General features: G+C 67.8%; 19 protein-coding genes and 1 tRNA gene. 11 read left to right on the top strand and 9 right to left on the bottom strand.

Translation table 11 applies throughout. The features are described from left to right. Positions 1-8: 8 nt before the first annotated feature. From E3O39_RS14455 to adhE, 9 genes are all read left to right on the top strand, one after another. The gene (locus E3O39_RS14455; protein ID WP_166787221.1) at positions 9-1,391 is read left to right on the top strand and encodes a cell wall metabolism sensor histidine kinase WalK; all 1,383 of its coding nucleotides are present in this window, start codon (positions 9-11) and stop codon (positions 1,389-1,391) included. Positions 1,392-1,475: 84 nt separating this feature from the next. Continuing rightward, on the top strand, positions 1,476-3,014 hold the full coding sequence (locus E3O39_RS14460; RefSeq protein ID WP_134445837.1) for a glycosyltransferase family 39 protein: 1,539 nt from the start codon (positions 1,476-1,478) through the stop codon (positions 3,012-3,014). A 5-nt stretch (positions 3,015-3,019) separates the two neighbouring features. Then, positions 3,020-3,760 carry a polyprenol monophosphomannose synthase gene (locus E3O39_RS14465; RefSeq protein ID WP_134445838.1) on the top strand — a complete coding sequence of 247 codons (741 nt, stop codon included), beginning with the start codon at positions 3,020-3,022 and terminating at the stop codon, positions 3,758-3,760. A gap of 187 nt (positions 3,761-3,947) precedes the next feature. Then, positions 3,948-4,664, top strand: coding sequence for an NUDIX domain-containing protein (locus E3O39_RS14470; protein ID WP_134445839.1), 717 nt, complete (start codon positions 3,948-3,950; stop codon positions 4,662-4,664). Between the two features lie 44 nt (positions 4,665-4,708). Beyond that, positions 4,709-6,034 (top strand): quinolinate synthase NadA, encoded by a 1,326-nt coding sequence (gene nadA / locus E3O39_RS14475; protein ID WP_134445840.1) that lies wholly within the window; start codon positions 4,709-4,711, stop codon positions 6,032-6,034. Then, on the top strand, positions 6,031-7,740 hold the full coding sequence (nadB, locus tag E3O39_RS14480; RefSeq protein ID WP_241975387.1) for an L-aspartate oxidase: 1,710 nt from the start codon (positions 6,031-6,033) through the stop codon (positions 7,738-7,740). The genes nadA and nadB overlap by 4 nt, the downstream gene beginning before the upstream one ends. After that, a complete protein-coding gene (gene nadC, locus E3O39_RS14485; protein ID WP_134445841.1) occupies positions 7,734-8,618 on the top strand; it encodes a carboxylating nicotinate-nucleotide diphosphorylase in 885 nt (294 codons plus the stop codon). Before nadB ends, nadC begins: the two co-directional genes overlap by 7 nt. A 35-nt stretch (positions 8,619-8,653) precedes the next feature. Next, the gene (locus tag E3O39_RS14490; protein WP_134445842.1) at positions 8,654-9,799 is read left to right on the top strand and encodes a cysteine desulfurase family protein; all 1,146 of its coding nucleotides are present in this window, start codon (positions 8,654-8,656) and stop codon (positions 9,797-9,799) included. A 216-nt stretch (positions 9,800-10,015) separates the two neighbouring features. Then, positions 10,016-12,745, top strand: a complete 2,730-nt coding sequence (adhE, locus tag E3O39_RS14495; RefSeq protein WP_134445843.1) for a bifunctional acetaldehyde-CoA/alcohol dehydrogenase — start codon at positions 10,016-10,018, stop codon at positions 12,743-12,745. Between the two features lie 77 nt (positions 12,746-12,822). Here adhE and E3O39_RS14500 read toward each other — a convergent pair whose 3' ends face one another. Continuing rightward, the gene (locus E3O39_RS14500) at positions 12,823-14,322 is read right to left on the bottom strand and encodes a CoA-acylating methylmalonate-semialdehyde dehydrogenase (RefSeq protein ID WP_241985094.1); all 1,500 of its coding nucleotides are present in this window, start codon (positions 14,320-14,322) and stop codon (positions 12,823-12,825) included. Positions 14,323-14,419: 97 nt separating this feature from the next. On the opposite strand from E3O39_RS14500, the gene E3O39_RS14505 reads away from it, so the two are divergent. Further along, positions 14,420-15,043: a LysE family transporter gene (locus tag E3O39_RS14505; RefSeq protein WP_134445845.1), complete on the top strand. Its 624-nt coding sequence runs from the start codon at positions 14,420-14,422 to the stop codon at positions 15,041-15,043. A gap of 30 nt (positions 15,044-15,073) precedes the next feature. Here E3O39_RS14505 and E3O39_RS14510 read toward each other — a convergent pair whose 3' ends face one another. The 4 genes from E3O39_RS14510 to E3O39_RS14525 all read right to left on the bottom strand — a co-directional run bounded on the left by E3O39_RS14510 (position 15,074) and on the right by E3O39_RS14525 (position 20,073). Then, on the bottom strand, positions 15,074-15,541 hold the full coding sequence (locus tag E3O39_RS14510; RefSeq protein ID WP_134445846.1) for a GNAT family N-acetyltransferase: 468 nt from the start codon (positions 15,539-15,541) through the stop codon (positions 15,074-15,076). 120 nt (positions 15,542-15,661) lie between these two features. Then, positions 15,662-15,735 (bottom strand) — tRNA-Met (locus tag E3O39_RS14515). Positions 15,736-15,912: 177 nt separating this feature from the next. After that, positions 15,913-18,813, bottom strand: coding sequence for a UPF0182 family protein (locus E3O39_RS14520; RefSeq protein ID WP_174774617.1), 2,901 nt, complete (start codon positions 18,811-18,813; stop codon positions 15,913-15,915). Positions 18,814-18,939: 126 nt separating this feature from the next. Next, the gene (locus tag E3O39_RS14525) at positions 18,940-20,073 is read right to left on the bottom strand and encodes a PDZ domain-containing protein (RefSeq protein WP_241975389.1); all 1,134 of its coding nucleotides are present in this window, start codon (positions 20,071-20,073) and stop codon (positions 18,940-18,942) included. A 129-nt stretch (positions 20,074-20,202) separates the two neighbouring features. On the opposite strand from E3O39_RS14525, the gene E3O39_RS14530 reads away from it, so the two are divergent. Continuing rightward, on the top strand, positions 20,203-21,576 hold the full coding sequence (locus E3O39_RS14530; protein WP_370294914.1) for a zinc-dependent metalloprotease: 1,374 nt from the start codon (positions 20,203-20,205) through the stop codon (positions 21,574-21,576). Between the two features lie 8 nt (positions 21,577-21,584). Here the strand turns inward: E3O39_RS14530 and E3O39_RS14535 are convergent, their stop codons facing one another. From E3O39_RS14535 to E3O39_RS14550, 4 genes are all read right to left on the bottom strand, one after another. Further along, the gene (locus E3O39_RS14535; RefSeq protein ID WP_134445847.1) at positions 21,585-22,448 is read right to left on the bottom strand and encodes an aldehyde dehydrogenase; all 864 of its coding nucleotides are present in this window, start codon (positions 22,446-22,448) and stop codon (positions 21,585-21,587) included. Then, positions 22,445-23,974: an aldehyde dehydrogenase family protein gene (locus E3O39_RS14540; protein ID WP_134445848.1), complete on the bottom strand. Its 1,530-nt coding sequence runs from the start codon at positions 23,972-23,974 to the stop codon at positions 22,445-22,447. Before E3O39_RS14540 ends, E3O39_RS14535 begins: the two co-directional genes overlap by 4 nt. A 10-nt stretch (positions 23,975-23,984) precedes the next feature. Next, positions 23,985-25,004: a deoxyribose-phosphate aldolase gene (deoC, locus tag E3O39_RS14545; protein ID WP_134445849.1), complete on the bottom strand. Its 1,020-nt coding sequence runs from the start codon at positions 25,002-25,004 to the stop codon at positions 23,985-23,987. Positions 25,005-25,067: 63 nt separating this feature from the next. Further along, positions 25,068-26,018, bottom strand: coding sequence for a sugar-binding transcriptional regulator (locus E3O39_RS14550; protein WP_134445850.1), 951 nt, complete (start codon positions 26,016-26,018; stop codon positions 25,068-25,070). Between the last annotated feature and the right edge of the window lie 32 nt (positions 26,019-26,050).

Genomic DNA, 26,050 nt, shown 5'->3' on the forward strand with positions numbered 1-26,050 from the left:
GCACGTCCATGAGGTTGCCAGGGCTGTCGATCCGGGCCCGCATCACCGTCGGCAGTCTCGTGATCGCCGCTGTCCTGTTCAGCGGTGCAGCGGTGTTCTTCCGCGGCGAGGTCCAGGCGATCCTGATCGAGACGACGACGACACTGCTGCACAGCGACGCTGCCCCGATCGTGACGGACCTGATCCGCAACCCGACAGAACCCATCGACGGCCCGAGCGAGGGCCAGCTCATCGCGATCGTCGGTCCGGACGGCCAGATCTCCAAGTCCTCGCTGCCGATGGCGCTGCGGAAACGCGTGAGTGAGCTCGCGACGATCGGCGAGACGCCGCAGACGATCGACGCGGGCAACGCCAGGTACCTTGTCGCCGCGACGACGGCCGTGACCAACCAGGGCAACTGGGTCGTCATCACGGCGCGGAACGAGGAGGCACTCGGCCTGCTGCTCGACGAACTGGGCCGGGTGCTCATCATGGGCACCGTGCTGCTGACCGTGGGATTCGGCCTCGCCTCGTGGCTGCTCACCGGCGCGGCCCTCCGCCCGGTGAACCGGCTGCGCAAGGAGGCGGAGAGCCTGAGCACGACCGGGTCGTCCGCGCAACTGCTCGTCCCGGCGGGCAGGGACGAGGTCAGCCGCCTCGCGGTCACGCTCAATGACTTCATCTCCCGGCTGCGCCGCAGTCTCGACAGGGAGAAGCAGGTGGTGTCGGATGCGAGCCACGAGTTGCGCACTCCCCTCGCCGTGCTCAAGGCGCAGCTCGAGCTCGCGCATCTCAATTCCGGCGACGCTCCGGCCCTCGAGGCGGACATCGACGACGCCTCCCGCACCGTGGACCGCCTCTCCCGGCTCGCGACGAACCTGCTGGAACTGTCCAAGCTCGAGAGCCAGCAGGCCCCGCCGGAGTGCGGCTGGGAGAACCTGATCGCCGAGATCTCGGCCTCGGTCGACCGCGCAAGGGTGGTTCGCAACGGGGAGGATCTCGACGTCGACTACGAGATCGAGGGCGAGGATCCGACCGGCCGCTATGCGATCTCGGTGACCAACGTCGGGCAGCTCATCGACAATCTCATCTCGAACGCCATCAACGCCATGGGCGGCCGCGGCGCCGTGACCGTCACGCTCCGCAGCCTCGCAGAGGGTGCCATGCTGAGCGTCGTGGACACGGGGCCCGGCATGCCGGAATCGTTCATCCCGGTGGCCTTCGACCGGTTCTCCCGGCCGGAACAGTCCCGCGCGAGCGGCTCGATCGGGTCGGGGCTCGGCCTCGCGATCGTGCACGCCATCGTGACGCGGGCGAAGGGAACCATCAGCCTGCGCAACACGGGGACGGGCCTGGCCATCGACATCCGTCTGCCGCGCAGCATCCGCACCGGACAGGGCCCGCGGGCCTGACGACAGCGCCAAACTGAGAGCCTTCGCAGGCGCCCGACACCGGGTCGTCGGGAAACCCCCGACCGGGTGGCATAACGTAATGGGGTGACTTATCTGCCCGTGACCCATGATCCAGAGCTGCGCCCGCAGCGGCGATCCTGGCCCACCCACCGGCAGCTGGCCCCGCTGTACGTCGGTGTTCTCGGCCTGTTGATCTCCGCCGCGGCGTCGTGGAACCCGTCCTATTGGGGCGATGAAGCCGCGAGCGTGATGTCCGCGGAGCGTTCGTTGCCCTCCCTGTTCCGGATGCTCGGCACGATCGATGCCGTTCATGGCACCTATTACCTGATGCTGCACTTCTGGATCGACCTCTTCGGTGCGTCCGAGTTCTCCACCAGGCTCCCGAGCGCGATTGCGATCGGTGTCGCAACGGCGGGAACGTTCGTCCTCGCCCGGATGCTGACCGGGGCCAGGGTCGCCTGGATCGCAGCCCTCGTCTTCGCGGTACTTCCCCGGGTGACGTACATGGGCGCAGAGGCGCGATCGACGGCGCTCGCGACGGCTATCGCCGTGTGGCTCGTCGTGCTGCTCGTGCATCTGGTCCGCGCAGGGACGGCGAGCCGGTCGACCCAGAGCTGGCTCTGGATCGGCTTCACCGCGCTCTTCGCCCTCGGAATCTATGTCTTCCTCTACGTCGCGCTTCTCGTCCCCGTACTCGGGATCGCGGTGTTCCTGCTCGCGCCCGATCGGGCCCGGCGACGCGGACAGCTGATCGCCTGGTCGGGCGCGACCGTCGTCGGTCTCATCATCGCTTCCCCGGTCCTGTTCGCGGGCGTCAGTCAGAAGGACCAGCTCTCGTTCATCGGGCGGCGAGCCCAGACGGGCGTGCTCGACGCGGCCGTCAACCAGTGGTTCGGCAACGTGCCCGCGGCGGTCATCGCCTGGGCTCTGATCCTGCTCGCGGTCGTTCTCGCCTGGTTCAGTCGCGGAAGGGTGCCCGCCCTCGAGCGGAACAGGGCAGCGTTGGGCGTGATGCTCGCCTGGATGCTCGTGCCGAGTGCGGCTCTGCTGATCGGCACGCATGTCGTCACGCCGATGTACTCGCTACGGTACCTCTCCATCTGCACGCCGGCCGCAGCAATCGCGCTCGGGATCGCCGTGGCCTGGATCAGGCCCCGCTGGGCCGGGATCGCGGCACTCGTACTGCTCGTCGTCGCCGTGGTGCCGAGTTACGTCGACCAGCGCGGCCCGTACGCCAAGAACGCCGGGAGCGACTGGCGCCAGGCCGCATCCATCGTCCAGGCCGGTGCGCACCCCGGAGACGCGATCGTGTTCGACGAGAGCGTGCGGCCCTCACGGAAGCCGCGGCTCGCGCTACACCTGTACCCCGCATCCTTCACCGGGCTGCGCGACGTGACCCTCGACACGGCCTATGGGGACACCGGATCGCTCTGGGACACCACCCGGCCGCTCACGAGCGTCCTGGATTCACTCGCGGGCACGGATACGGTATGGCTGGTGCAGTATTCGGGCAGCAGTGAGGAAAAAGCGGGCACCGACCTGCACACGCTGCAAGACCTGGGATTTTCCGTCGCCTCAACGGCCACGGTCGTACACACAACAATCACCGAACTGACAAGGTAGTTTTCATGGCACAGACACTGGTCATCATCCCGACCTACAACGAACGCGAGAACATCAATCCGATCGTGGCCAGGGTGCGCGCGAGCGTCCCGGCCGCGGACATCCTCGTCGTCGACGACGCCTCCCCCGATGGCACCGGCCAGCTCGCCGATGCCATCGCCGCAGCGGACTCCAAGGTGCACGTCCTGCACCGCACGAAGAAGAACGGCCTCGGAGCGGCCTACCTCGAGGCTTTCGGCTGGGGCCTGTCCCGCGGCTACGACGAGCTCGTGCAGCTCGATTCGGACGGTTCGCACCAGCCTGAGCAGCTCCCCGACCTGCTGGCGGCGGCGAAGACCGCCGACGTCGTGATGGGATCGCGCTGGGTTCCTGGCGGAGCCGTGCAGAACTGGCCGTGGCACCGCCGCGCGCTGTCCCGCGGTGGATCGACATACTCACGCCTCGTGCTCCGGCTCCGCCAGCACGACGTCACAGGCGGCTACCGCGTCTACACGGCGCATGCCCTCGAACGCATGGACCTCGCGAGCGTCGAGAGCCTGGGCTATTGCTTCCAGATCGACATGCTGCTCACGAGCGTGCGGGCCGGCCTGACCGTCGTCGAAGTGCCGATCACCTTCGTCGAGCGTGTGCTCGGCTCATCCAAGATGAGCGGAAGCATCGTCGTCGAAGCGATGGCCCGCGTCACCCTGTGGGGCCTCACGGGCAAGGGCGCCCGTCGGTCCGTCGTTGCCGCCGCCAAGAACTGAGCCGCGCGTTCCGAATTCAGGAGTCGAGCCATCTTGACGCCGGAAACCGGCCGATCAACCGGTTCAGACCAGTCCTACTCCTGAATTCGGAACAGGAACGAAGTCGGGGGCGACTTCGGGTCAGAATGACTATATGATGGGTTCACCCAGTTAGAGTCATACTGACCTTTACCTAGTGGATGCCCCCATGAGCGCTCAAGCCGCTGTCGCACTCGCCGTGTCGACCGTGATCTTCGCCCTGCGCTCCGACGCGGAATCCGACTTCAAGACGCTGTGGCTCCCCCTGGTCCGCCGCACCAGGGACCCATACCTCGACCAGTGGGCGTTGCCGGGCGGCGGGCTGCCCGGCGACGAGGAACTCGCCGCGGCCGCCGCCCGTACCCTGCACGAGACAACCGGCCTCGCGCCCAGGTACCTCGAGCAGCTCTATACCTTCGGCGATCCGGGCCGCTCTGCCGGCGGCCGCGTGGTGTCCGTCGTCTACTGGGCCCTCGTCGAGTCCGGTGAGGCCGACCTCGCCGTCGTCGGCGACAACGTGCGCTGGTTCGCCGCAGACCGCCTGCCGCGGCTCGCCTTCGACCACAACCGGATCGTCGAGTACGCCCTCTGGCGGCTGCGGACCAAGGTCGAGTATTCCCGGATCGCCCACGCCTTCCTCGGCGAGACCTTCACGCTCTCCCAGTTGCGCGACGTGCACGAGGCCGTACTGCAGAAGTCCCTCGACCCGGCCAATTTCCGTCGCACGATCGAGGCATCCGGTTCCATCGTCGACACCGGCGAACGCGTCGCGGGCACCCGGCACCGTCCGCCCCGTCTCTACCGGTACAACGACTCCGGACGACAGGGCGAACCGGATCCTTTCGGGCCGGAACCCGCGACCGCCGCCATCCCCACCACGAACTGAATCACCGTGTACAACGCTTTTTGTGAAAATCGAGGAGTTACAGCATGACCATCGCATCGGTCGACCGCACCATTCGTCTGATCAGCACGGGCACCGCGCCCGGAAGCACCTGCAGCCCGCAGCTGGCCGCAGGCCCCTGGGAATTCGACTCCGGCACCCCCGGCTACGGCCCAGGGTCCTCGATGGGCGATGTGCTCCCGACCGGGTCCCCGCGCCAGGGCGCGCTGCCCGAGCGCTACCGGACCGCCTCCGCAGAGGAACTCGACGCGCGCATCCGCTCGGCCAAGGCCACCCTCGGCGACCGGGTCGTGATTCTCGGGCACTTCTACCAGCGCTCGGAGGTCCTCGAGCACGCCGACTTCGTCGGTGACTCCTTCCAGCTCGCGCAGGCGACGAAGAGCCGCCCCGATGCCGAGGCGATCGTCTTCTGCGGCGTGCACTTCATGGCCGAGACCGCGGACCTCCTCTCCGGGCCCGACCAGGCGGTCATCCTGCCCAACCTCGCCGCCGGGTGTTCGATGGCGGACATGGCCGACATCGACTCGGTCACCGACTGCTGGGAACAGCTCGAAGAACTCTATGGAACCGAGGCGGATGCCTCCGGCCGGGTCCCGGTGATCCCGGTCACCTATATGAATTCCTCGGCGGCCCTCAAAGCGTTCTGCGGCGCCAACGGCGGCATCGTCTGCACCTCCTCGAACGCCGAGACCGTGCTGAAGTGGGCCTTCGAACGCGGCCAGCGGGTGCTCTTCTTCCCCGACCAGCACCTCGGCCGCAACACCGCGAAGGCGATGGGCATCCCGCTCGAGCGGATGCCGATGTGGAACCCGCGTAAGCCACTCGGCGGCAGCACCGGGACCGAACTGGAGGCCGCCCAGGTCATCCTGTGGCACGGATTCTGCAGTGTGCACAAGCGCTTCACCGTCGACCAGATCACCACCGCCCGTGCAGAGCACCCCGGGGTGCGTGTCATCGTGCACCCGGAGTGCCCGATGGCGGTCGTCGACGCCGCCGACGAATACGGCTCCACCGACTACATCAAGAAGGCCATCGAGGCCGCCCCTGCCGGGTCGACCTTCGCGATCGGCACCGAGATCAACCTCGTGCAGCGCCTCGCGGCTGAGCACCCCGAGCACACCATCTTCTGCCTCGACCCCGTCGTCTGCCCGTGCTCGACGATGTACCGCATCCACTCCGGCTATCTCGCCTGGGTGCTCGAAGCCCTCGTCGGCGATGCCGGGCAGCCGCCCGCCGTGCTCAACCGCATCGAGGTCCCCGCGACCGACGCGACGAACGCCAGGGTCGCCCTCGAGCGGATGCTTACCGCGCGTCCTCCCGTCGGCGCACCGGTGAGCGGAGCACGCGCGTGACGCCCGCAGCACCGATCGCACCCGTCGCACCATCGCTCCGGATCCTCGTGATCGGGAGCGGCCTCGCCGGACTCATCGCCGCGGTGCGCGCGACCGACGCGGGTCATTCCGTCACCCTGGTCACCAAGCAGGGACTCCCGGACAGCAACACCCGCTATGCCCAGGGCGGCATCGCCGCGGCCATGTTCCCCGACGACTCGGTGGACCTGCACATCCTCGATACCCTCCGCGCCGGGGCAGGCCTCTGCGACCCGGCGGCCGTCGAGGTGCTCTGCGGCGAAGGGCCTGCCAGGGTCCGCGACCTGATCCGCTTCGGCGTCGACTTCGACAAGGACGACTCCGGCGTGACGCGCGGGCTCGAGGCCGCCCACTCCCGCTCCCGGGTGCTGCACGCCGGCGGGGACGCGACCGGCGCCGCGATCGAAGCCGCACTCGTTTCGACCGTCCGCGAACGGGCCGCCCGCTCGGCCCAGACCCCGGGTATCCCGCGCGTCCAGCTCCGTGAGCACACCATGCTCGTCGACCTCCTCGTCGCGGGCGACCGGGTGACCGGCGCCTCCCTGCTCGGACCGGACGGGCTCGTGCACCGGGCCGACGCCGACGCGGTGATCCTCGCCACCGGCGGGGCGGGCTCGCTCTTCCCGCACACCACCAATCCCGCGCTCGCGACCGGCGACGGCGTCGCAGCGGCCTGGCGCGCCGGCGCGGCGATCGCCGACCTCGAGTTCTACCAGTTCCACCCGACCGCCCTCGCGGTGCCGGGAACCCCGCTCGTCTCCGAGGCGGTCCGCGGCGAGGGCGCCGTGCTCCTGAACGCTCGCGGCGAGCGCTTCATGCTCGCCATCCACCCCGGCGCCGAACTCGCCCCCCGCGACATCGTCGCCCGCAGCATCGCCCGCGAAATGTCCGCCCAGGGCGGCACACCCGTGCTCCTCGACGCGACCGGCCTCGGCAGGGAACTCCTCGAAACCCGCTTCCCCACGATCACGGCCGCGTGCCTCGCCGCCGGGATCGACTGGGCCGTCGAGCCCATCCCCGTCGCACCCGCCGCCCACTACTGGATGGGTGGCGTCAGCACCGACCTGTGGGGCCGCACCTCACTGCCCGGCCTCTACGCCGTCGGCGAGACCGCACGAACCGGGACCCACGGCGCCAACCGCCTCGCCTCGAACTCCCTGTTGGAGGCCGCGGTCTTCGCCGACCGAGCCGTGCGCGCCCTCGGCACTGGCCAGGTCGACGCCGACGGCAGGCGCCTGCCGCCAGTGCCGGCCTCCAGCGGCACGGCCGACGCGACCGTTCCCGCCAGGGCCGTCGACGGACCCGGCGCGCATGTCGACCGCGCCGAACTCCAGCGCCTGATGTGGGACGCGGCCGGTGTGCTGCGCGACGGTGACGGGCTCGCCGCGGCATCCGCTGCCCTCGCCGGCTGGAAGCACCCGGCACCCGCCGGTCAGGACGCGACCCCGGCCGACCGGGTGCGCGCCGTCGAAGACGCCAACCTGCTCGACCTGGCGAGGGTCACCGTGGCCTCCGCGTTCGCCCGCGAGGAATCCCGGGGCGCGCACTACCGCGCCGATTTCCCCGAGAGCCGGCCGGAGCTGGCCCACAGCCAGGCGTGGGTGCGACCCGCCGATTCCGACGATCCGTTCCTCGTGCTCGAATCCCCTGAACGCGCCAGAGAGGCCGAGGAGGCCATCGCATGCTGAGCACCACCGCCATCGACACCGTGGTGCGCGCCGCACTCGACGAGGACGCCCCCTGGGGCGACCTGACCTCCGAGGTGCTCATCCCCGCAGACGCCACGGCGACCGCGAGGCTCGTCGCCCGCGAACCCGGCGTTTTCAGCGGCAGCGCCGTCTTCGAATCCGCCTTCCGGCTCACCGACCCCGCCATCGCGGTCACGCTGCTCACAACCGACGGCACTCCCTTCGCGACCGGCGACGTGCTCGCAGAGGTCGCCGGCCCCGCCAGGGGCATCCTCCAGGCCGAACGCATCGGCCTGAACTTCGTGCAGCGGATGAGCGGCATCGCGACGCTCACCGCCCGGTACGTCGCCGAGACCGCCGGCACCCGCGCCCGCATCGTCGACACCCGCAAGACCACGCCGGGGCTGCGGGCCTTCGAACGCACCGCCGTCCGCGACGGCGGCGGCCACAACCACCGCTTCAGCCTCTCCGACGCGGTCATGGCCAAGGACAACCATCTCGCCGTCCTGCAGTCCGGCGGGCTCGGCCTCACCGAGGCGCTCCTGCTCGTGCGCGACCGGATCTCGCACACCACCCACCTCGAGGTCGAAGTGGACCGCATCGACCAGATCGAAGCCGTGCTCGCGGCCCGCGTCGACACGATCATGCTTGACAACTTCGACCCCGATCGGCTCGCGGAAGGCGTGCGCCTGGTCGCAGGCCGCGCCATCGTCGAAGCGAGCGGCGGCGTGAACCTCGACACGGTCCGGGCCATCGCGTTATCCGGCGTCGACGTCATCTCCGTCGGCGCGCTCACCCACAGCGTGCGCTCCCTCGACCTCGGCCTCGACGTCGTCGTGGTCGCCGGCACCGAACTCGACGGCGCCGTCCGGAACTGACCGCCGACCGCCAGCAGACACCCAAGGAGCCCGGAGTGATCTACCTTGACAACGCAGCGACGACGCCCGTGCGCCGCGAAGTCCTCGAGGCCACCTGGCCGTTGCTCACCACCGGCTTCGGCAATCCCTCGAGCCACCACCGGGTCGGCGAGGCCGCGGCGGCCGCCCTCGCCGACGCGCGCGCGACGGTCGCCGCCGTTCTCGGCTGCCGACCCGCCGAGGTGCTGTTCACGAGCGGCGGGACCGAGTCCGACAACCTCGCGATCAAGGGCATCGCCCTCGCCGCGCCGCGGGGCCGGCACCTGATCATTTCGGCGGTCGAGCACGAAGCGGTCCTCGAATCCTGCGACTACCTGCACCGGTTGCACGGCTTCGACGTGACCCTGCTGCCGGTGGATGCCCAGGGTCTCGTCGATCCGGCAGACCTCGCCCGTGCGCTCACCCCCGCCACGACCCTCGTCTCGGTGCAGTACGCCAACAACGAGGTCGGCACCGTGCAGCCGATCAGAGATCTGTCCACGCTCGCCCGCGTCCAGGGCGTCCCGTTCCACACCGACGCCGTCCAGGCCGCCGGCTGGCTGCCACTGTCCGTCGCCGACCTCGGAGTCGATGCGCTCAGTATCTCCGGCCACAAGCTCGGGGCGCCCCAGGGAACGGGGGCGCTCTTCCTGCGTCGCCGGGTGCCGCTCGAACCCGTCCAGCATGGCGGCGGCCAGGAGCGCGGCAACCGGAGCGGCACCGAGAACGTCGCCGGAGCCGTAGCCCTCGCGACAGCGTTGCGGCTCGCCGAGACCGAACGCGCAGCGAATGCTCCCAGGGTCGCGGCCCTCCGCGACACCTTCATCGCAGAAGTGCTCGGCGCGGCGCCGGGCGCACGCCTCACCGGGCATCCGCTGCAGCGCCTGCCCGGAACGGCGTCGTTCGTGTTCCCCGGCACGAGCGGGGAGGCCGTGTTGCTCGAGCTGGAAGGACACGGGATCGTCTGCTCGAGCGGCTCGGCGTGCGCGGCGGGCAGCGACGAACCCTCCCCCACCCTCACGGCCATGGGGCTTCCCGCGGAGGTCGCCCAGACCGCAGTCCGGTTCACCCTTGCCTCGTCGACGACCGGAGCAGAGCTCTCCGAAACGGCCCGGGCCGCCGGTCTCGCTGTCGCGACAATCCGAGGTCTCGGCCGACGCTGAATCGGGCCGTGGAATCTGCGGAATTTCTACGAATCGTAGAAATCGACCAGCCGATCACGTCGAATGAGAAACAGACGGCTAATCAGCCAAAATGCTCAATTGAAACGTCGCAATCCCGGCACCCTGCCCATCGTTAAAGATGCGTCCCTCGGCGCGGGGTCGTAAGCTTGCCTAAAGAGGCGAAAAGCCCAAGTTGGGCCGCCGAAGAGGGGCACCATGACCATTACGGACAAACCAGTCACTGAGTCACTTGCTAGCCAAATCGACTCACTCGTTCAGGGAGCACAGCAGGCGCTCACCGAATACGCTGACTTCACCCAAGAGCAGATCGACCACATCGTAAAAAAGGCCTCCGTCGCGGCCCTCAGCAAACATGCTGAGCTCGCCGTCCACGCAGTAGCCGAAACCGGTCGTGGCGTATTCGAGGACAAGGCCGTGAAGAACCTGTTCGCGTGCGAGCACGTCACGAACTCGATGCAGAATCTTAAGACCGTCGGCATTATCAGCCGCGACGCTATTACCGGAATTACAGAAATCGCCGAGCCGGTCGGTGTTATCGCAGGTATCACCCCGGTGACCAACCCCACCTCGACTGCAATCTTCAAATCCCTTATCGCCATTAAGACCCGCAACCCGATCATCTTCGGCTTCCACCCGGGAGCCCAGCAGTCTTCTGTCGCAGCTGCCCGCATTGTGCGCGACGCGGCAATCGCCGCCGGCGCCCCCAAGAACTGCGTGCAGTGGATCGAAGTTCCCTCCCTCGAGGCGAGCACGCTCCTGATGAACCACCCCGGTGTTGCGACCATCCTCGCGACCGGTGGCAACGCAATGGTCCGCGCCGCGTATTCCTGCGGCAAGCCGGCCCTCGGCGTCGGTGCGGGAAACGTTCCGGCATTCATCGAGAAGAGCGCCAAGCTCAAGCGTGCCGTCAACGACGTCGTGCTCTCGAAGTCCTTCGACTACGGCATGATCTGCGCTTCCGAGCAGGCCGTCATCATTGAAGAGCCGCTCTATGCAGAGGCACTCGTCGAATTCAAGAAGCTGCACGCGTACCTCGTGACCCCGGCGGAGAAGACCCTCCTCGAAGAGTTCATCTTCGGTGTCCAGGCACACTCGGAAAACTGTGGCGGCGCCAAGCTCAACGCTTCCGTCGTCGGCAAGTCGCCGGTGTGGATCGCGCAGCAGGCCGGATTCACCGTTCCCGAAGACACCTCGATCATCATGGTCGAGGTCGGCAGCGTCGGACCGCAGGAACCGATGACGCGCGAAAAGCTCGCCCCGGTGCTCGCCGTCCTGCACGCCAAGGATGCAGAAGAGGGCATCACGCTCTCCGAGCAGATGGTGGAATTCGACGGACTCGGCCACTCCGGCTCGATCCACAGCGAGAACCCCGCGATCATCGAGGAATTCGGTATCCGCGTCAAGGCCGTCCGGATCATCACCAACGCCCCGAGCTCGCTCGGTGGCATCGGTGACATCTACAACGCCTTCATCCCCTCGTTGACGCTCGGCTGTGGCTCGTACGGACACAACTCCGTTTCGAACAACGTGTCGGCCATCAACCTCATCAACATCAAGCGGATCGGTCGAAGGAACAACAACTTGCAGTGGTTCAAGGTCCCCGCCAAGACGTACTTCGAGCCGAACGCCATCCGCTACCTGGCGGACATGCGCCACGTCGAACGCGTCACCATCGTCACCGACGCGACCATGACGAAGCTCGGCTTCGTTGACAAGATCCTCGACGTGCTCAACCGTCGCGAGAACCGCGTGTCCCTCCAGATCATCGACAACGTGCTCCCCGAGCCGACCGTCGCCGCGGTCAAGAAGGGTGCAGAGGAAATGCGCGCCTTCAAGCCCGACACGATCATCGCCCTCGGTGGCGGTTCGCCCATGGACGCCGCGAAGGTCATGTGGCTCCTGTACGAACACCCCGAAATCGAATTCGCCGACATGAAGGAAAAGTTCTTCGACGTGCGCAAGCGCGCGTTCAAGTTCCCCGACCTCGGCGAACTGGCCCAGCTCGTCTGCATCCCGACCACCTCGGGTACCGGTTCGGAAATGACGCCGTTCGCGGTCATCACCGATGAGGTCTCCGGAGTCAAGTACCCGCTCGCGGACTATGCACTCCTGCCGAACGTCGCGATCATCGACCCCGCGCTCACCGCCGCAATGCCGTCCTTCCTCGTCGCCGACTCCGGCTTCGACGCTCTGACGCACGCGACAGAGGCTTACGTGTCGGTCTACGCGAACGACTTCACCGACGGCATGTGCCTGCACGCGATCAAGCTGATCTTCGAGAACATCGAGACCTCGGTCAACGGCACGCAGAACAGCACCGACGACAAGGTCATCAAGGCGCGCGAGAAGATGCACAACGCATCCTCGATCGCCGGCATGGCGTTCGGTAACGCGTTCCTCGGAATTTGTCACGCGATGGCTCACGTCACCGGCGCCCAGATGCACCTCATCCACGGGCGAGTGAACGCGACCTACCTGCCGCACGTGATCCGCTACAACGGCAAGATCCCGACCAAGCTGACCAGCTGGCCCAAGTACGAGACCTACATCGCTCCCGAGCGCTTCCAGCAGATCGCGAAGCACCTGGGGCTGCCGGCCTCGACTCCTGAAGAGGGCATCGAGTCGTACGCGACCGCCGTTGAGAAGCTGCGCGACGCCGTGCACATCAAGCCGTCGTTCCAGGCCCAGGGTGTTGTGGAGGAAGACTTCATCGGTCGCCTCGACTCGCTCGCCATGGGTGCATACGGCGACCAGTGCGCACCGGCCAACCCGCGGATGCCGATGCTCGCCGACATGAAGACCATCATGGAGGCCGCGTACTACGGCACCTCGTTCGAAGAGGTTCGTGCCGGTCGTTCGGCCGCAGCGGCCGCCGCCGAGTCCAACACGGACGCCAAGAAGCCGGCCCGCAAGGCAGGCAAGTAGGTCTTCACCCGCTGAATCAGTACTGAAACAGGTTGGGCCCCGCACTTCGGTGCGGGGCCCAACCTGTTTTTCGGCTGTTATCGGTTCTGGGGGAAGCCCAGGTTGATGCCGCCGTGGCTCGGGTCGAGCCAGCGGCTGGTGATCGCCTTGCCGCGGGTGAAGAAGTGCACGCCCTCTGCGCCGTGGGCCTTGGTGTCACCGAACAGCGAGTTCTTCCAGCCGCCGAACGAGAAGTACGCGACCGGGACCGGGATGGGCACGTTGATGCCGATCATGCCCACCTCGATCTCGTTCTGGAACCGGCGCGCGGCCCCGCCATCGTTGGTGAAGATCGCGGTGCCGTTGCCGAACGCACCGGCGTTGATCAGGGCGACGCCCTCCTCGTAGGTGTCGACCCGGACGATGCCGAGCACCGGGCCGAAGATCTCCTCGGTGTACGCCTTCGAGGTGACAGGGAGGTGGTCGATCAGGGTCGGGCCGAGCCAGAACCCGTTCTTGTCTCCGTCGACCTCGATGCCGCGACCGTCGACGACGATCGTGGCGCCGTCATCCGCTGCGATCTCGATGTAGCTTGCGACCTTGTCGCGGTGAACTTCCGTGATGAGCGGGCCCATGTCGCACGAGCGACGCCCGTCACCGACGGTCAGGGCCGTCATCCGGGAAACGATCTTCCCGACCAGCTCGTCGGCGACCGGTTCAACCGCGACGACGACGCTGATGGCCATGCACCGTTCCCCGGCACTGCCGAAGCCGGCATTGACCGCCGAGTCCGCGACAAGGTCGAGGTCGGCGTCCGGAAGCACGAGCATGTGGTTCTTGGCGCCACCGAGTGCCTGCACCCTCTTGCCGTGCCGCGTGCCGGTCTCGTAGACGTAGCGGGCGATCGGGGTCGATCCGACGAAGGAGATCGCCTTGACGTCGGGGTGCGTGAGGAGGCCGTCAACGGCCACCTTGTCCCCGTGCAGGACCGTGAAGACGCCGTCGGGTAGACCGGACTCCTTCAGCAGCCTGGCGAGCCAGATGGCCGCGCTCGGGTCCTTCTCGCTCGGCTTGAGGATCACGGTGTTGCCGGCCGCGATGGCGATCGGGAAGAACCACATCGGCACCATGGCCGGGAAGTTGAACGGGCTGATGACGCCGACGACGCCGAGGGCCTGGCGGGTCGAGTACACGTCGACGCCCGTGGCGACGTTCTCGGAGTATTCGCCCTTGAGCAGGTGCGGGATGCCGCAGGCGAATTCGACGACCTCGAGCCCCCGCGTGATCTCGCCGAGGGCATCGGAGAGCACCTTGCCGTGTTCACTCGTGAGGATCTCGGCCAGCTCACCCTTGCGGGCGTTGAGCAGTTCGCGGAACGTGAAGATGATCGACTGCCTCTTGGCGATCGACAGGTCGCGCCACGCCGGGAACGCGGCTTTGGCGGATGCGACGGCGGCTTCGATCTCGCCGGCGTCGGCGAGGGGGACGTCTTTCGTGATGGTGCCGAGGGCCGGGTCGAAGACCGGAGAAGTACGGCCGGACACCCCGGCGTGCTCGGCGCCATCGATCCAGTGCGGGACAACGGGTACTTCGCTCATGGCACTCATCTCTCTCGGACAACGACGTCGGGGAACGGGTCGATTCTGACACAACCCACCGCAATCCACGGGTTCAGGCAGGCCCTAGGCTGGAGCGGTGCAATTCTCCCTCTGGCTGGCCCTCGTGGGTGCGGGTGCGCTGATCAGTTTCACGCCCGGGGCTGGGGCGATCAACACCATGAGCAATGCCCTCAATTCCGGGTTCCGCCGCTCCATCTGGGGCATCCTCGGCCAACAGGCTGCACTGGTCGTGCACATCACGATCGTTGCCCTCGGCGTTGGGCTGCTCGTCGCCAATTCGCCTGTCGCATTCAACATCATCCGCTATGCGGGCGCCGCGTACCTCGTCTACCTGGGCATTCGGCAGTTCCTCGCGAAGCCGAGCCTGGACGCCGAGAGCGCCCGGGCTCTCCGTGACGAGCCGCGCTGGTCGATGTTCCGTCGCGGCCTGTGGGTGAACCTGCTCAATCCGAAGGCGATCGTCTTCTTCCTGGCCTTCCTCCCCCAGTTCATCCGGCTCGACCGCCCCGCGCTCCCGCAATACCTGATCGCGGCAGCCACGGTGATCGTGATCGACGTGCTCGTGATGTGGCTCTTCTTCGCGGGAACGGCGCGGTCATTCCAGCGCTTCACCAGGGACGCGCGCGGCCAGCGGGTACTCAACCGCATCTTCGGAGTTCTCTTCGTCGGCGTCGGCATTCTGCTCGCTGCGATCCACTGACCGATCACCGGCGGCCCACCGGAGTAAGGCTCACTCCCGAGCGAGCCGGATGGTCAGGAAGACGCTGCTGGGGTCGAGGGTGTACCCGGCGAACGGCGGGCATTCGACGAAGCCGGCGCGCAGGTACAGCCGCCGGGCCGGGGCGAAAGAGTCCTGGGTCCCGGTTTCCAGGCTGACGCGCCCGATGCGCCGGTGGAGTGCGTCGTCGAGGATGTGCGAGAGGAGCCCGGCCGCCACTCCGCGACCGCGCGCCTCCCGCGTTGTGCGCATGGACTTGAGCTCGGCGTGGTCACTCGTCAGCTCTTTCAGGGCCCCACAGCCGACCAGGGTGCCGCCTTCCCGAGCGGTCCAGAATCGGATCTCCGGTGCGGACAGGGCTTCGAGGTCGAGGGCGTGGACACTCTCGGCCGGCGAGGAGGCGAACATATCCGCAAGATGCTCGTCGAGCAGCCGATGGACGTCCGGTCGCGCAGGATCGTCCCTGTCGATGGTGAACATTCAGGCATGCCCGGTCTCGGCGTAGGCCAGGGGCCGGGTCGTGGGGCAGGTCATCCACCGAGGGTATCGGTTCCGGGTATGAAAAAAGCCCCCGGAACCTTACGGTTCCGGGGGCATCTGTTGCGGGGGCAGGATTTGAACCTACGACCTCTGGGTTATGAGCCCAGCGAGCTACCGAACTGCTCCACCCCGCGCTACAAGAAGTAGCTTATCACAGCCTTGAGGCCCAGTCGAACCACGCGGCGCCGTGCATGCTGCGCGGGTTCTGTGCCGGCGCTCGTGCGTTGTGCCACACGCACGGACGGCCGGCTCCCCGAGGGGAACCGGCCGTCACGACCACGGATGCTGTCCGCGGCCGGTGCTGCTGTCTGCTACTGGCCCAGCAGGGCGAGCATGCTCGCGACGGTGTCGGAGAGCTTCTTGTCCGCCACACCGTAGGCCGCGAAGTCGCCGGCGGTCAGCGCCGCCTGCTTGTCGGCAATAGCCTGCTTGGCGACGGCCAGGAGCGCCTGGAGCTGGGCATCCGTTGCCGGGTTGCCCGTCGTCGTCGAGGGTGTCGTGGTGCCGCCTGTCGTCGGCGTCGTCGTTCCGGTGGTCGGCACCGAAGTGTCACCGGCCTGCGCACCCGAACTGCCGCCGAAGAGCACGTCGAGCGCCTTGTTCAGGGTGTCCTCGAAGGCGATCTGGTCACCGAAGGCCACGAGAACCTTCTGCAGCAGCGGGTAGCTGGTCTCACCCGTCGACTGCACGTAGACCGGCTGCACGTACAGGAGCCCGCCACCGACGGGCAGCGTCAGCAGGTTGCCGTTGAGCACCTTCGACTGGCCCTGCTTCAACAGGTTGAGCTGGGTCGATACCGTCGGGTCGGCGTTGAACTTCGCCTGCACCTGGCCGGGGCCAGGCACCGTGTTCGCCTTCGGCAGGGTGAGCAGGCGGAGCTTTCCGTATTCCGCCGATCTGACTCCGTCGGTCGCGCCGGCATCCGAGTCGACGGCGAGGTACCCGGTGAGCACGTTCCGGCTCGTGGTACCCGTCGCGTCCGGGATGAAGGTCGAGTACAGGGTGAATGCCGGTTTCTCCGAACCGGGCACCTGCATCGTGAGGTAGTACGGGGGCTGGAGAGTCGTGTTCGTCGACGGCGACACCGGGTCGTTCGGCGTCGTCCACGCGTCGTCGTGCGAGTAGAACGAGCCGGGGTCTGTCACGTGATACTGGCTCAGGATGTGGCGCTGCACCTTGAAGAGGTCGGCCGGGTACCGGACGTGGCTCATCAGCTGGCCGCTCATATCGCTCATGGGCTTGACCGTGGACGGGAAGATCTTCTGCCACGTCTTCAGGATCGGGTCCGTGGTATCCCACGCGTAGAGGGTGACCGAGCCGTCATAGGCGTCGACCGTTGCCTTGACCGAGTTGCGCATGTAGTTGATCTTGTCGAGCGCGAACGGCTGTGCGGGCGTCTCGGTGTCCGTGATGGCGTCGCTCAGGCCGACCGGTGTCGAGTACGGGTAGTCCGCGCTCGTCGTGTAGCCGTCGACGATCCACTTGACCCGGCCGTCGACGACAGAGGGGTATGCGGAGGAGTCGAGGGTCAGGTAGGGGGCGACCTTCTGCACGCGCGTGACGGGGTCGCGGTCGTAGAGGATCTGCGACTGGTCGTTGACGTCGTTGGCGAGGAATATCTGCTCGGACTGGAACTTCAGCGCATAGATGAGTTTGTTGAACGCGTTGTCGAGCTTCGGACCGCCGTTGCCGGTGAACGTCGTGTAGGTCTGCTGGGCGCCATCGGTGCCGGACGGATAGTCGAGCTCGACGGGCTTGCTGTCCGCCGCGGCCCCGACGATCGAGTAGGTCGGCGAGTTCTCACCGAAGTAGATCCGCGGCTCGTAAGTTCCGAGCGATCCGGTCGTCGGGATGCCGGACTCGAGGAACACGGGCTGGCCGTCTGCCGAGCGCTGGTTGCCGTATGCCGCGACGACGCCGTACCCGTGGGTGTAGACGATCGTCGAGTTCACCCAGGTGTTCCCGGCGTTGAGCCCGGACAGCTTGAGATCACGGACGGAGACGACGGTGTCCTGGGACTTGCCGTCGATCGTGTACCGGTCCACATCGAGGTTCTTCGGGAACTGGTAATACTGCTTGAACTGTTCCAGCTGCGAGAAGGCGTCGCTCACGAGGGCCGGGTCGAGGATCCGGATGTTGGCGGTCGTCGTCGCGTCCGCCCGGAGTGCCCCTGGCTCTGCGGTCGTCGTCGCGTTGTACGGGACCTCGGTGACACCGGAGAGGTCGTATGCGTTCCGGGTGAGATCGATGTTCCGTTGGATGTACTCGGCCTCGAGGGACTTCGCGCTCGGGTCGACCTGGAAGCGCTGCACGACCCACGGGTAGAGGGAGCCGAGCAGGAGGCTTGTCACGATGAGGAGCGCCGTGCCGATCACGGGGAGGCGCCAGCGACCGATGATCGCCGTGACGAGGAAGAGGATGGCGACGACGGCGGCGATGCCGGCGAGGATCGCCCGTCCGGGGATGGTGGCGTGGGTGTCGGTGTAGCCGGCACCGGTGATCAGGTCGTTCGTGCTGGTGAGCGTCGAATACTGGTCGAGCCAGATGCTGAGCGCCTGCAGGACCAGGTAGAGACTCGCCGTGACGGCGATCTGGACGCGAGCGGCCTTGGACACGAGGATTTCGCGGCCGCTGACCCGGATCGACCCGTACAGGTAGGTGGTCGCGATCGCGACGATGGCCGAGATGAGGACGACGGCGGATGCGAAGCCGAGGAACGCCTGGAAGAACGGCAGGTCGAACAGGTAGAACGACACGTCGAGGTGGAACTGCGGATCGGTGGTGCCGGTGTCGGTGCGGTTCAGCCACATCAGCACGACCTGCCAGCGGGTGGCGGCGGCGACGCCGGCGAAAAGGCCGAGCAGAGCGGGGATGCCGTACATGGCGAGGCGGCGGAGCGGCTCGATGACCTGCTGGTAGCGGTCGAGCTGCGAGTTGAGCTTCGCGTAGACAGGACGCATCCGGTAGGCGATCTGGATGCTGACGAAGACCGGGATCGCCATGGCGAGGAAGCCCACGAAGAAGAGAGCGGCTCCTGCCGCCCACTGGGTGGTCAGTACGCTCAGGAAGCCGAGCTGGTTGAACCAGAGCACATCGGCGTACAGGCCGGCGAACACAAAGAACAGGATCACCAGCCCCGCGATGATGGCGGCCGTAATGGCGAGGGGGGCACGACTCCTGCGAGGAGCGTTTCCGGTGGATTGTGACGTCACGAATGGGCCTCTTGGTCTGTAAATCGGCGGTCAGGCCTCATTCTAGACAGGGGTTCTGGGAGCAGGCCTGCCAGCCGGCCCCAAGCCGGCTCAGAGTTCCCTGCAAGGCCGCTGGGGTATCCCCCGTTATTGCACGGGGCAGTGCGGGAGTGCGCTCGTGTCCGCCCCGGACTTGATGGCGTCCAGCGCGGTGAGTGCCTGGTCGAGGGTCGTGACCGAGAAGACCGTGAGACCGTCCGGGATGTGCCCGGTGACCTCGTCGCAGTCGTCCGCGGGGGCGAGGAACCAGTCTGCTCCGGCGCTCCGGGCGCCTGCGAGTTTCTGGCGGATGCCGCCGATCGGGCCGACCGTGCCCGCCTGATCGATCGTGCCGGTGCCCGCGACGTTCTCGCCGCCCTGGAGGAGCCCGGGGGTGAGCTTGTCGATGATGCCGAGCGCGAACATCATGCCGGCGCTCGGGCCGCCGACCTGGTCGAGCTGGATGGTGACCGTGAACGGGAACTGATACTCGGTCTTCACGTTGATCCCGATGATCGCGGAGCCGTCCGAGTCGACGGGGGTGACCGTGAGGTCCTGCGCGACGCCGCCGCGCACGATGCCGACAGTGGCCGGAACGCCGGCGCCGTTCGCCGTGAGCGCGGCACGGAGGGAGGCGATGTCGGTGACGGCGGCGCCGTTGACGGTGGCGATCTGGTCGTCCGCTTTGAGGACGCCCGTCGCCGGCGAACCGTCGGGCAGCGAAACAACCGAGACGATCGTCGGGTAGGTGTAGCCGAGGTTCGTCAGGGCGGCGGCGATCGCATCCTGCTGGGAGTTGACCATCTGCGCGGTGTTCTCCTCGTCGCGCTGCTGCGTCGTGGTGTTCGAGGGGAACGCCGCCTCGATCGGGATGACGGCCTGGCTGGAATCCAGCCACGCTCCGGCGACCTTGAGCCAGCTCGGGCGGTTGTCCGGGTTGCCGACGAGGGACACGGTGAGCATGTCCAGCGTTCCGTCGGTCGGGAAGGTCTCCGCGCCGTCGATGGTGATCAGGGGCCTGTCCGCACCGTCCTCAGAGATGGTCGAGCCGATGGTGTTGTAGACGGGGCCCGGCTTCTCGATCACGTATGGGGCCGGGGTGACGCCGAGGATGATGCCGCAGGCCAGGGCGATGCTGAGCACGATCCAACCGGCCTTGCTTGCACGCCGGGAGCGCGGCGATCGCTCTTCCCAGGTGGTGCCGGAGTCGGATGGCGTCGGGTCGTCGGTGAAGAGGGCCACCGGGCTCCTTCCAGGTTATGCCGGGCGTTCGCGGCAAGCGGACACCAGACCTCTCAGCGTAGGTCATTTCCCAGTTCGGGCCGGGCGTCTCGGACTAGCGTAGAAGCAAGCGACTGAGAGGTGCCTGAAGTGCCCGACGACTCCCGACCCGACGAGGGTCCCAACCCGGAAGACGAATTCCGGGACATGTTGCGCGACATCCTGTCGGGCAAGTCCTCCATCGATCCGAGCCAGCTCGCCGGAGCCGCCGGCCTGCCGGCAGACCCGGCCAGCATCAACGCTCTCATGCAGCAGTTGCAGGGTGCCCTCCGCGGCAACGGCGAGGGCGGCATCAGCTGGGACGCAGCGCTCACGCAGGGCCAGAACAAGGCGGCCGAGAGCCAGGTCTCGGTGACTCCCGCCGAGCACGCCGCCCTCGACCAGGCGTTCCACATTGCTGCGCTCTGGCTCGACGAGGTGACCGACATCGCCGAACTCACGGTGGTCCCGCGCCTTCTCACCCGCAAGGAGTGGGTCACGGAATCCATGCCGGTCTGGACCCAGTTGGCGGAGCCGGTCGCGAACAGCATCTCCGATTCCCTGACCAAGGTCCTCACCGACCAGGCGCCGGAGGAGCTCAAGGGCATGATGGCCGGCGCGAGCAAGATGATGCGCAGCATCGGAGGCACCCTCTTCGCCATGCAGCTCGGCCAGGTCGTCGGCCAGCTCGCGAGCGAGGTCGTCTCAGGAGGCGACATCGGCATCCCGCTCATGACCGACCAGCAGGCCGCCCTCGTGCCGCAAAACGTCGCGGCCTTCGGCGAAGACCTCGACGTGCCGATCGACCAGGTTCAGATCTACCTGGCCGTGCGGGAACTCGCCCACGCCAGGCTGTTCCGGCATTCGCGCTGGCTGCGCCTGCGGCTGATCAGCTCGATCACCGACTTCGCCCACGACATCAGCATCGACTCAGGGCGTCTCGAAGAACTCGCCGAGGGCTTCGACCCGTCCAACCCCGAGGAACTGCGGCAGGCGATCCTGAACGGATCGCTGATCCCGCCGAAGTCGGAGACCCAGCTCGCCGCCCTCGCGAGGCTCGAGACGATGCTCGCGCTCGTCGAAGGCTGGGTCGACGTCGTGACCGTCGAGGCCACGAGCAGGCTCCCCCGCGCCGATGCCATCAACGAGACCGTCAAGCGCCGTCGCGCCTCTGGCGGTCCGGCCGAGTCCGCGTTCTCGACCCTCGTCGGGCTCGAGCTGCGTCCGCGCCGGCTGCGCGAGGCTGCCGCGATGTGGCAGGCCGTGACGGATGCCGTCGGTAACGACGGTCGGGACGCGCTCTGGGCGCACCCCGACCTTCTGCCGACGTCAGCGGACCTCGACGACCCGAAGGCGCTCGTCGCGCGGCTGACGAGCACGGCCGCGAGCGTCGCGGCGGGCACGGAACCCGAACTCGACGAGGTCGACCAGGCGCTCGAGGACCTGCTGCGTGAGGACGGCCCCGACCGCCCCCACGAGGAGTAGCCCCGCGCCTAGAGCAGGCCCTTGGTGTGCCAGACGGTCTTCGTCTCCGTGAAGGCGAGGATCCGGGCGAGGGAGGGCGCCGCGGCATCCGCCCCGGATTCGGGCTGGAGCACCCGGGTGAGGGTTTCGGCCGCGTCGATCTCGAGGTGCACCCAGTCGAGGTCGCCTGCACCGAGGAGGTCGATCGCGTTGACGTCGGCGTGGCTCGCGAGCCACGGCGCCATCTCGGCCGGTGACCCGGTGAGGATGTTGACGACCCCGCCGGGGACGTCGCTCGTGGCGAGCACCTCGCCGAGAGTGATCGCCGAGAGCGGCCTGGTTTCGTCGGCGACGACCACGACCGTGTTGCCTGAGACGAGGGCGGGGGCGACGGCGCTCACGAGACCGAGCAGCGACCCGCCGGACTGCGGGGCGATGATCGCGACGACACCGGTCGGCTCTGGCACGGAAATGTTGAAGTACGGCCCGGAAACCGGGTTCGCATTGCCGGCGACCTGCGCGTACTTGTCGGCCCAGCCCGCGTACCAGACCCACCGGTCGACGGCCTCGTCGACCTGCCGGCCAGCGGCCGACGCGGACACGCCCTCTGACTGCACGATCTCCTCGACGAACTGGGCGCGACGGCCCTCGAGCAGCTCGGCGATGCGGTAGAGCACCTGGCCGCGGTTGTACGGGGTCGCACGCGACCACCCCGCGAAGGCGGAGCGTGCCGCGACCACGGCATCCCTGGCGTCCTTGCGGGATGCCTGCGCCGCGTTCGCGAGGAAGTCGCCGCTCGGCGTCGCCACGGCATAGACGCGACCGGATTCGCTCCGCGGGAACTTTCCGCCGATGTAGAGCTTGTAGGTCTTGGGGACGGCGAGGCGGGTCACTTGGTGGCCTTCTTTCGTGCTGCGGACGGCTTGACGGCATGATCGGCGTCCACGGCCACGGCGTGGCGGGCGGCGGCGACTGCGGCGCTGCCCGCCGGCTGGAGGTACGCGGCGAGGCCGTGGCGGCCGCCTTCGCGGCCGTAGCCCGACTCCTTGTAACCGCCGAAGGGGCTCGCGGGGTCGAACCGGTTGAAGGTGTTCGCCCAGATCACGCCGGCGCGGAGCCGGTCGGCGACGGCGAGGACGCGGCTGCCCTTGTCGCTCCAGATCCCGGCGGAGAGACCGTACGGCGTGTTGTTCGCCTTCGCGATCGCCTCCTCGGGGGTGCGGAACGTCAGCACGGAAAGCACGGGGCCGAAGACCTCGTCGCGGGCGATGCGGTGACTCGTCGACACATTGGTGAAGATGGTCGGCCGGAACCAGAACCCGCTCTCCGGCAGGTCGCAGTCGGGACTCCAGCGTTCGGCGCCTTCGTCCTCGCCGATGGCGGACAGTTCGGTGATGCGCTTCAGCTGGTCTGCGCTGTTGATTGCACCGATGTCGGTGTTCTTGTCGAGCGGATCGCCGAGGCGCAGCGTCGAGAGGCGCTGCTTGAGCCGGTCGACGACCTCGTCGTGGATGCTCTCCTGGACGAGCAGGCGGCTGCCCGCGCAGCAGACGTGGCCCTGGTTGAAGAAGATCCCGTTGACGATGCCCTCGATGGCCTGGTCGATCGGAGCGTCGTCGAAGACGATGTTCGCCGCCTTGCCGCCCAGCTCGAGAATGATCTTCTTGTCGGTCCCTGCGACGGCGCGGGCGATGGCCCTGCCGGCCCCTGTCGAGCCGGTGAAGGCGACGAGGTTGATGCCGGAGTGGCCGACGAGCGCCTGCCCGGTCTCGCGGCCCCCCGTGACGATGTTCACGACGCCGGCCGGCAACTCGGCCTGCTGGAGGATCTCGGCGAAGAGGAGCGCGGTGAGCGAGGTGGTCTCCGCCGGCTTGAGGACGACCGTGTTGCCCGCGGCGAGGGCCGGGGCGATCTTCCACGCGAGCATGAGCAGCGGGAAGTTCCACGGGATCACCTGGGCGGCGACGCCCCGCGCCGCGGGGTTGACGCCGAGGCCGGCGTGGTCGAGCTTGTCCGCCCAGCCGGCGTAGTAGAAGAACCAGGCGGCGACGAGGGGGATGTCGACGTCACGGCTTTCGGTGATCGGCTTGCCGTTGTCCAGGGTCTCTGCAACGGCGAGCTCGCGGGCGCGCTCCTGCACGAGACGTGCGATCCGGAACAGGTACTTGCCGCGGTCGCTGCCAGAAAGGGTCGACCAGCGCCGTTCGAATGCACGACGGGCCGCGGCGACCGCGGTGTCGACATCCGCCGCGTCGGCGTGTGCGATCATGGCGAGCTGCTTCTCGGTCGCGGGGTTGATGGTCTGGAAGGGCTCGCCGCGGCCGGCGACGAATTCGCCGTCGATGAAGAGTCCGTATTCGGGGCGGAGGTGCAGCAGCGCCTGGGACTCCGGCGCGGGAGCGTAGTCAAGAAAGCTCATCGTGGTTCCTTCAGTCGATCGTCACGTAGTCGGGGCCGGAGTAGTGTCCATCGCGCATCTTCTGCCGTTGCATCAGCACGTCGTTGAGCAGGCTTGAGGCGCCGAAGCGGAAGAGGCTCGGCGTGAGCCAGTCCTCGCCGACGGTCTCGGCGACGGCGACGAGGTACTTGATGGCGTCCTTCGAGGTGCGGATGCCACCTGCCGGTTTCACGCCGACCCTCGCGCCGGTGAGGCGATGCCAGTCGCGCACGACCTCGATCATCGAGAGGGTCACGGGGAGGGTGGCCGCGGGCTGCATCTTGCCGGTTGAGGTCTTGATGAAGTCGCCCCCGGCGAGGATGGCGAGCCAGGAGGCGCGGCGCACGTTGTCGTAGGTGTTGAGTTCGCCGGTCTCGAGGATCACCTTGAGGTGGGCGACACTGCCGTCGGCGCGGCGGCAGGCTTCCTTGACGGCGACGATCTCGTCGTAGACCTGGCCGAAACGACCGGAAAGAAAGGCCCCGCGGTCGATGACCATGTCGATCTCGTCTGCGCCGGCCGCGACGGCGTCGGCCACGTCGGCGAGCTTCACCGCGAGGGAGGCGCGGCCGCTCGGGAAGGCGGTGGCGACGGAGGCGACGAAGATGCCCTGGTCGCGACCGGCCGCGTGTGCGGAGCCGAGCGCCTCGACGGTGTACGGGACCATGTCTCCGTAGACGCAGACGGCGGCGACGCGGGGGCAGCCCGGGTCACCGGGGTCTGGCGTGAGCGCCTTGCCGACGAGGGAACGAACCTTGCCCGGCGTGTCGGCGCCCTCGAGGGTCGTCAGGTCGATCAGGCCGATGATCGTGTCGATCGCCCGCTTCTTCGAACTCGTCTTGATCGAGCGCGTGCCGAGGGCGGCGGCACGCTGTTCGAGCCCGACCGCGTCGATCCCGGGGATCCCGTGCAGGTAGCGGCGGAGGTTCGCGTCTGTGGCCTCGCCGCCGATGAGGGCGAGGGCACGGGACCTCGTCGACGGCTGGGTCGCGACCACTGGGATGCTTGTCATGAAATGTCCTCGCAGGGTGGTGGTGGGTGTCACGGGGGCTCCGGGCGCCTGAGGGCGTTCCGGTCAGTGGGTTTCGCCCAGGACGGCCAGGGCGGTGTCCTCGTCGGTGACGAGCACGGTGCAGAGGCCGCTGGAGACGATGGCGCGGGCGACGGCGTGTTTGGTGCTTCCCGCGATCACGGCGATCGCGGTCGGTGCCCGGCGCAGTTGTTCGAGCCGGATGCCGATGGTCCGCTCGTCGAGCTCGAGGTCGACGATATGGCCGTCCGCGTTGATGTACCGGCCGACGATGTCTCCGACGGCGCCCTTGCGCACGAGTTCGGCGACCTGGTCGGCCGTGAGGTAGCCGCTGTCGACGAGCGCCGAATTCTCGTCGGCCTGGCCTGCGCTGAACAGGTAGGCGGATGCCGCGCTGCCCAGGTCGAGGACCGTCGCGACGGCGCGGTCGGATTCGATCGCGAGCTTGGTTTCGACGCGCTCGAGGATCGCGGGACTCGGCAGCAGGGTCGCGGAGCCGAGCGCTTTCTGCGCGATCGTGACCGCGGTCGCCGCGGCCGTTCCCTCCCGCCGGTTGAGGCTGACGCCGCCGTTGATCTGCACGACGTTGACGCCGCGCGCCCAGCCGGGCTTCAGGCCCTGGGCCACCTCGTGCAGGGTGCGGCCCCAGCTGATGCCGAGGGTCGCCGGAACAGGACGGAGCGCAGTGAGGTAGTCGGCGGCGGCCTGGGCCGCCCGGGACTGCAGTTCCTCGTCGGTGGAGACGCCGGCTGCGGAGACGACGACGGCGTCGCTCAGCCCGGTGTGTTCCCGCAGGCGACGCTCGACGATAAGGCGGCGGGCCCGCGGGTGCACGATCTCGATCCGGATGAAGCCGCTCGCCTTGGCCTGCGCAAGGAGCCGGCCGACCTTCCAGCGGGTGAGCCGGAGGACGGCGCCGATCTCGTCCTGGGTCTTGTTCTCTTCGTAATAGAGTTCGGCGGCGCGGATGGACAGCAGTTCGTCTGTATCGATCACGCGGTCCTCCGTTGGCTCCCCATCCAGCGTAG

It is taken from the genome of Cryobacterium sp. MDB2-A-1, assembly GCF_004402675.1.
Taxonomy (GTDB): Bacteria; Actinomycetota; Actinomycetes; order Actinomycetales; family Microbacteriaceae; genus Cryobacterium; species Cryobacterium glucosi.

Coding starts and splice junctions, on each gene's coding strand:
- adhE (WP_134445843.1), top strand. CDS start 10,016: ATGACCATTACGGACAAACCAGTCACTGAGTCACTTGCTAGCCAAATC.
- nadA (WP_134445840.1), top strand. CDS start 4,709: ATGACCATCGCATCGGTCGACCGCACCATTCGTCTGATCAGCACGGGC.
- E3O39_RS14510 (WP_134445846.1), bottom strand. CDS start 15,541: ATGTTCACCATCGACAGGGACGATCCTGCGCGACCGGACGTCCATCGG.
- E3O39_RS14455 (WP_166787221.1), top strand. CDS start 9: ATGAGGTTGCCAGGGCTGTCGATCCGGGCCCGCATCACCGTCGGCAGT.
- deoC (WP_134445849.1), bottom strand. CDS start 25,004: ATGACAAGCATCCCAGTGGTCGCGACCCAGCCGTCGACGAGGTCCCGT.
- nadC (WP_134445841.1), top strand. CDS start 7,734: ATGCTGAGCACCACCGCCATCGACACCGTGGTGCGCGCCGCACTCGAC.
- E3O39_RS14500 (WP_241985094.1), bottom strand. CDS start 14,322: ATGAGCGAAGTACCCGTTGTCCCGCACTGGATCGATGGCGCCGAGCAC.
- E3O39_RS14540 (WP_134445848.1), bottom strand. CDS start 23,974: ATGAGCTTTCTTGACTACGCTCCCGCGCCGGAGTCCCAGGCGCTGCTG.
- E3O39_RS14470 (WP_134445839.1), top strand. CDS start 3,948: ATGAGCGCTCAAGCCGCTGTCGCACTCGCCGTGTCGACCGTGATCTTC.
- E3O39_RS14465 (WP_134445838.1), top strand. CDS start 3,020: ATGGCACAGACACTGGTCATCATCCCGACCTACAACGAACGCGAGAAC.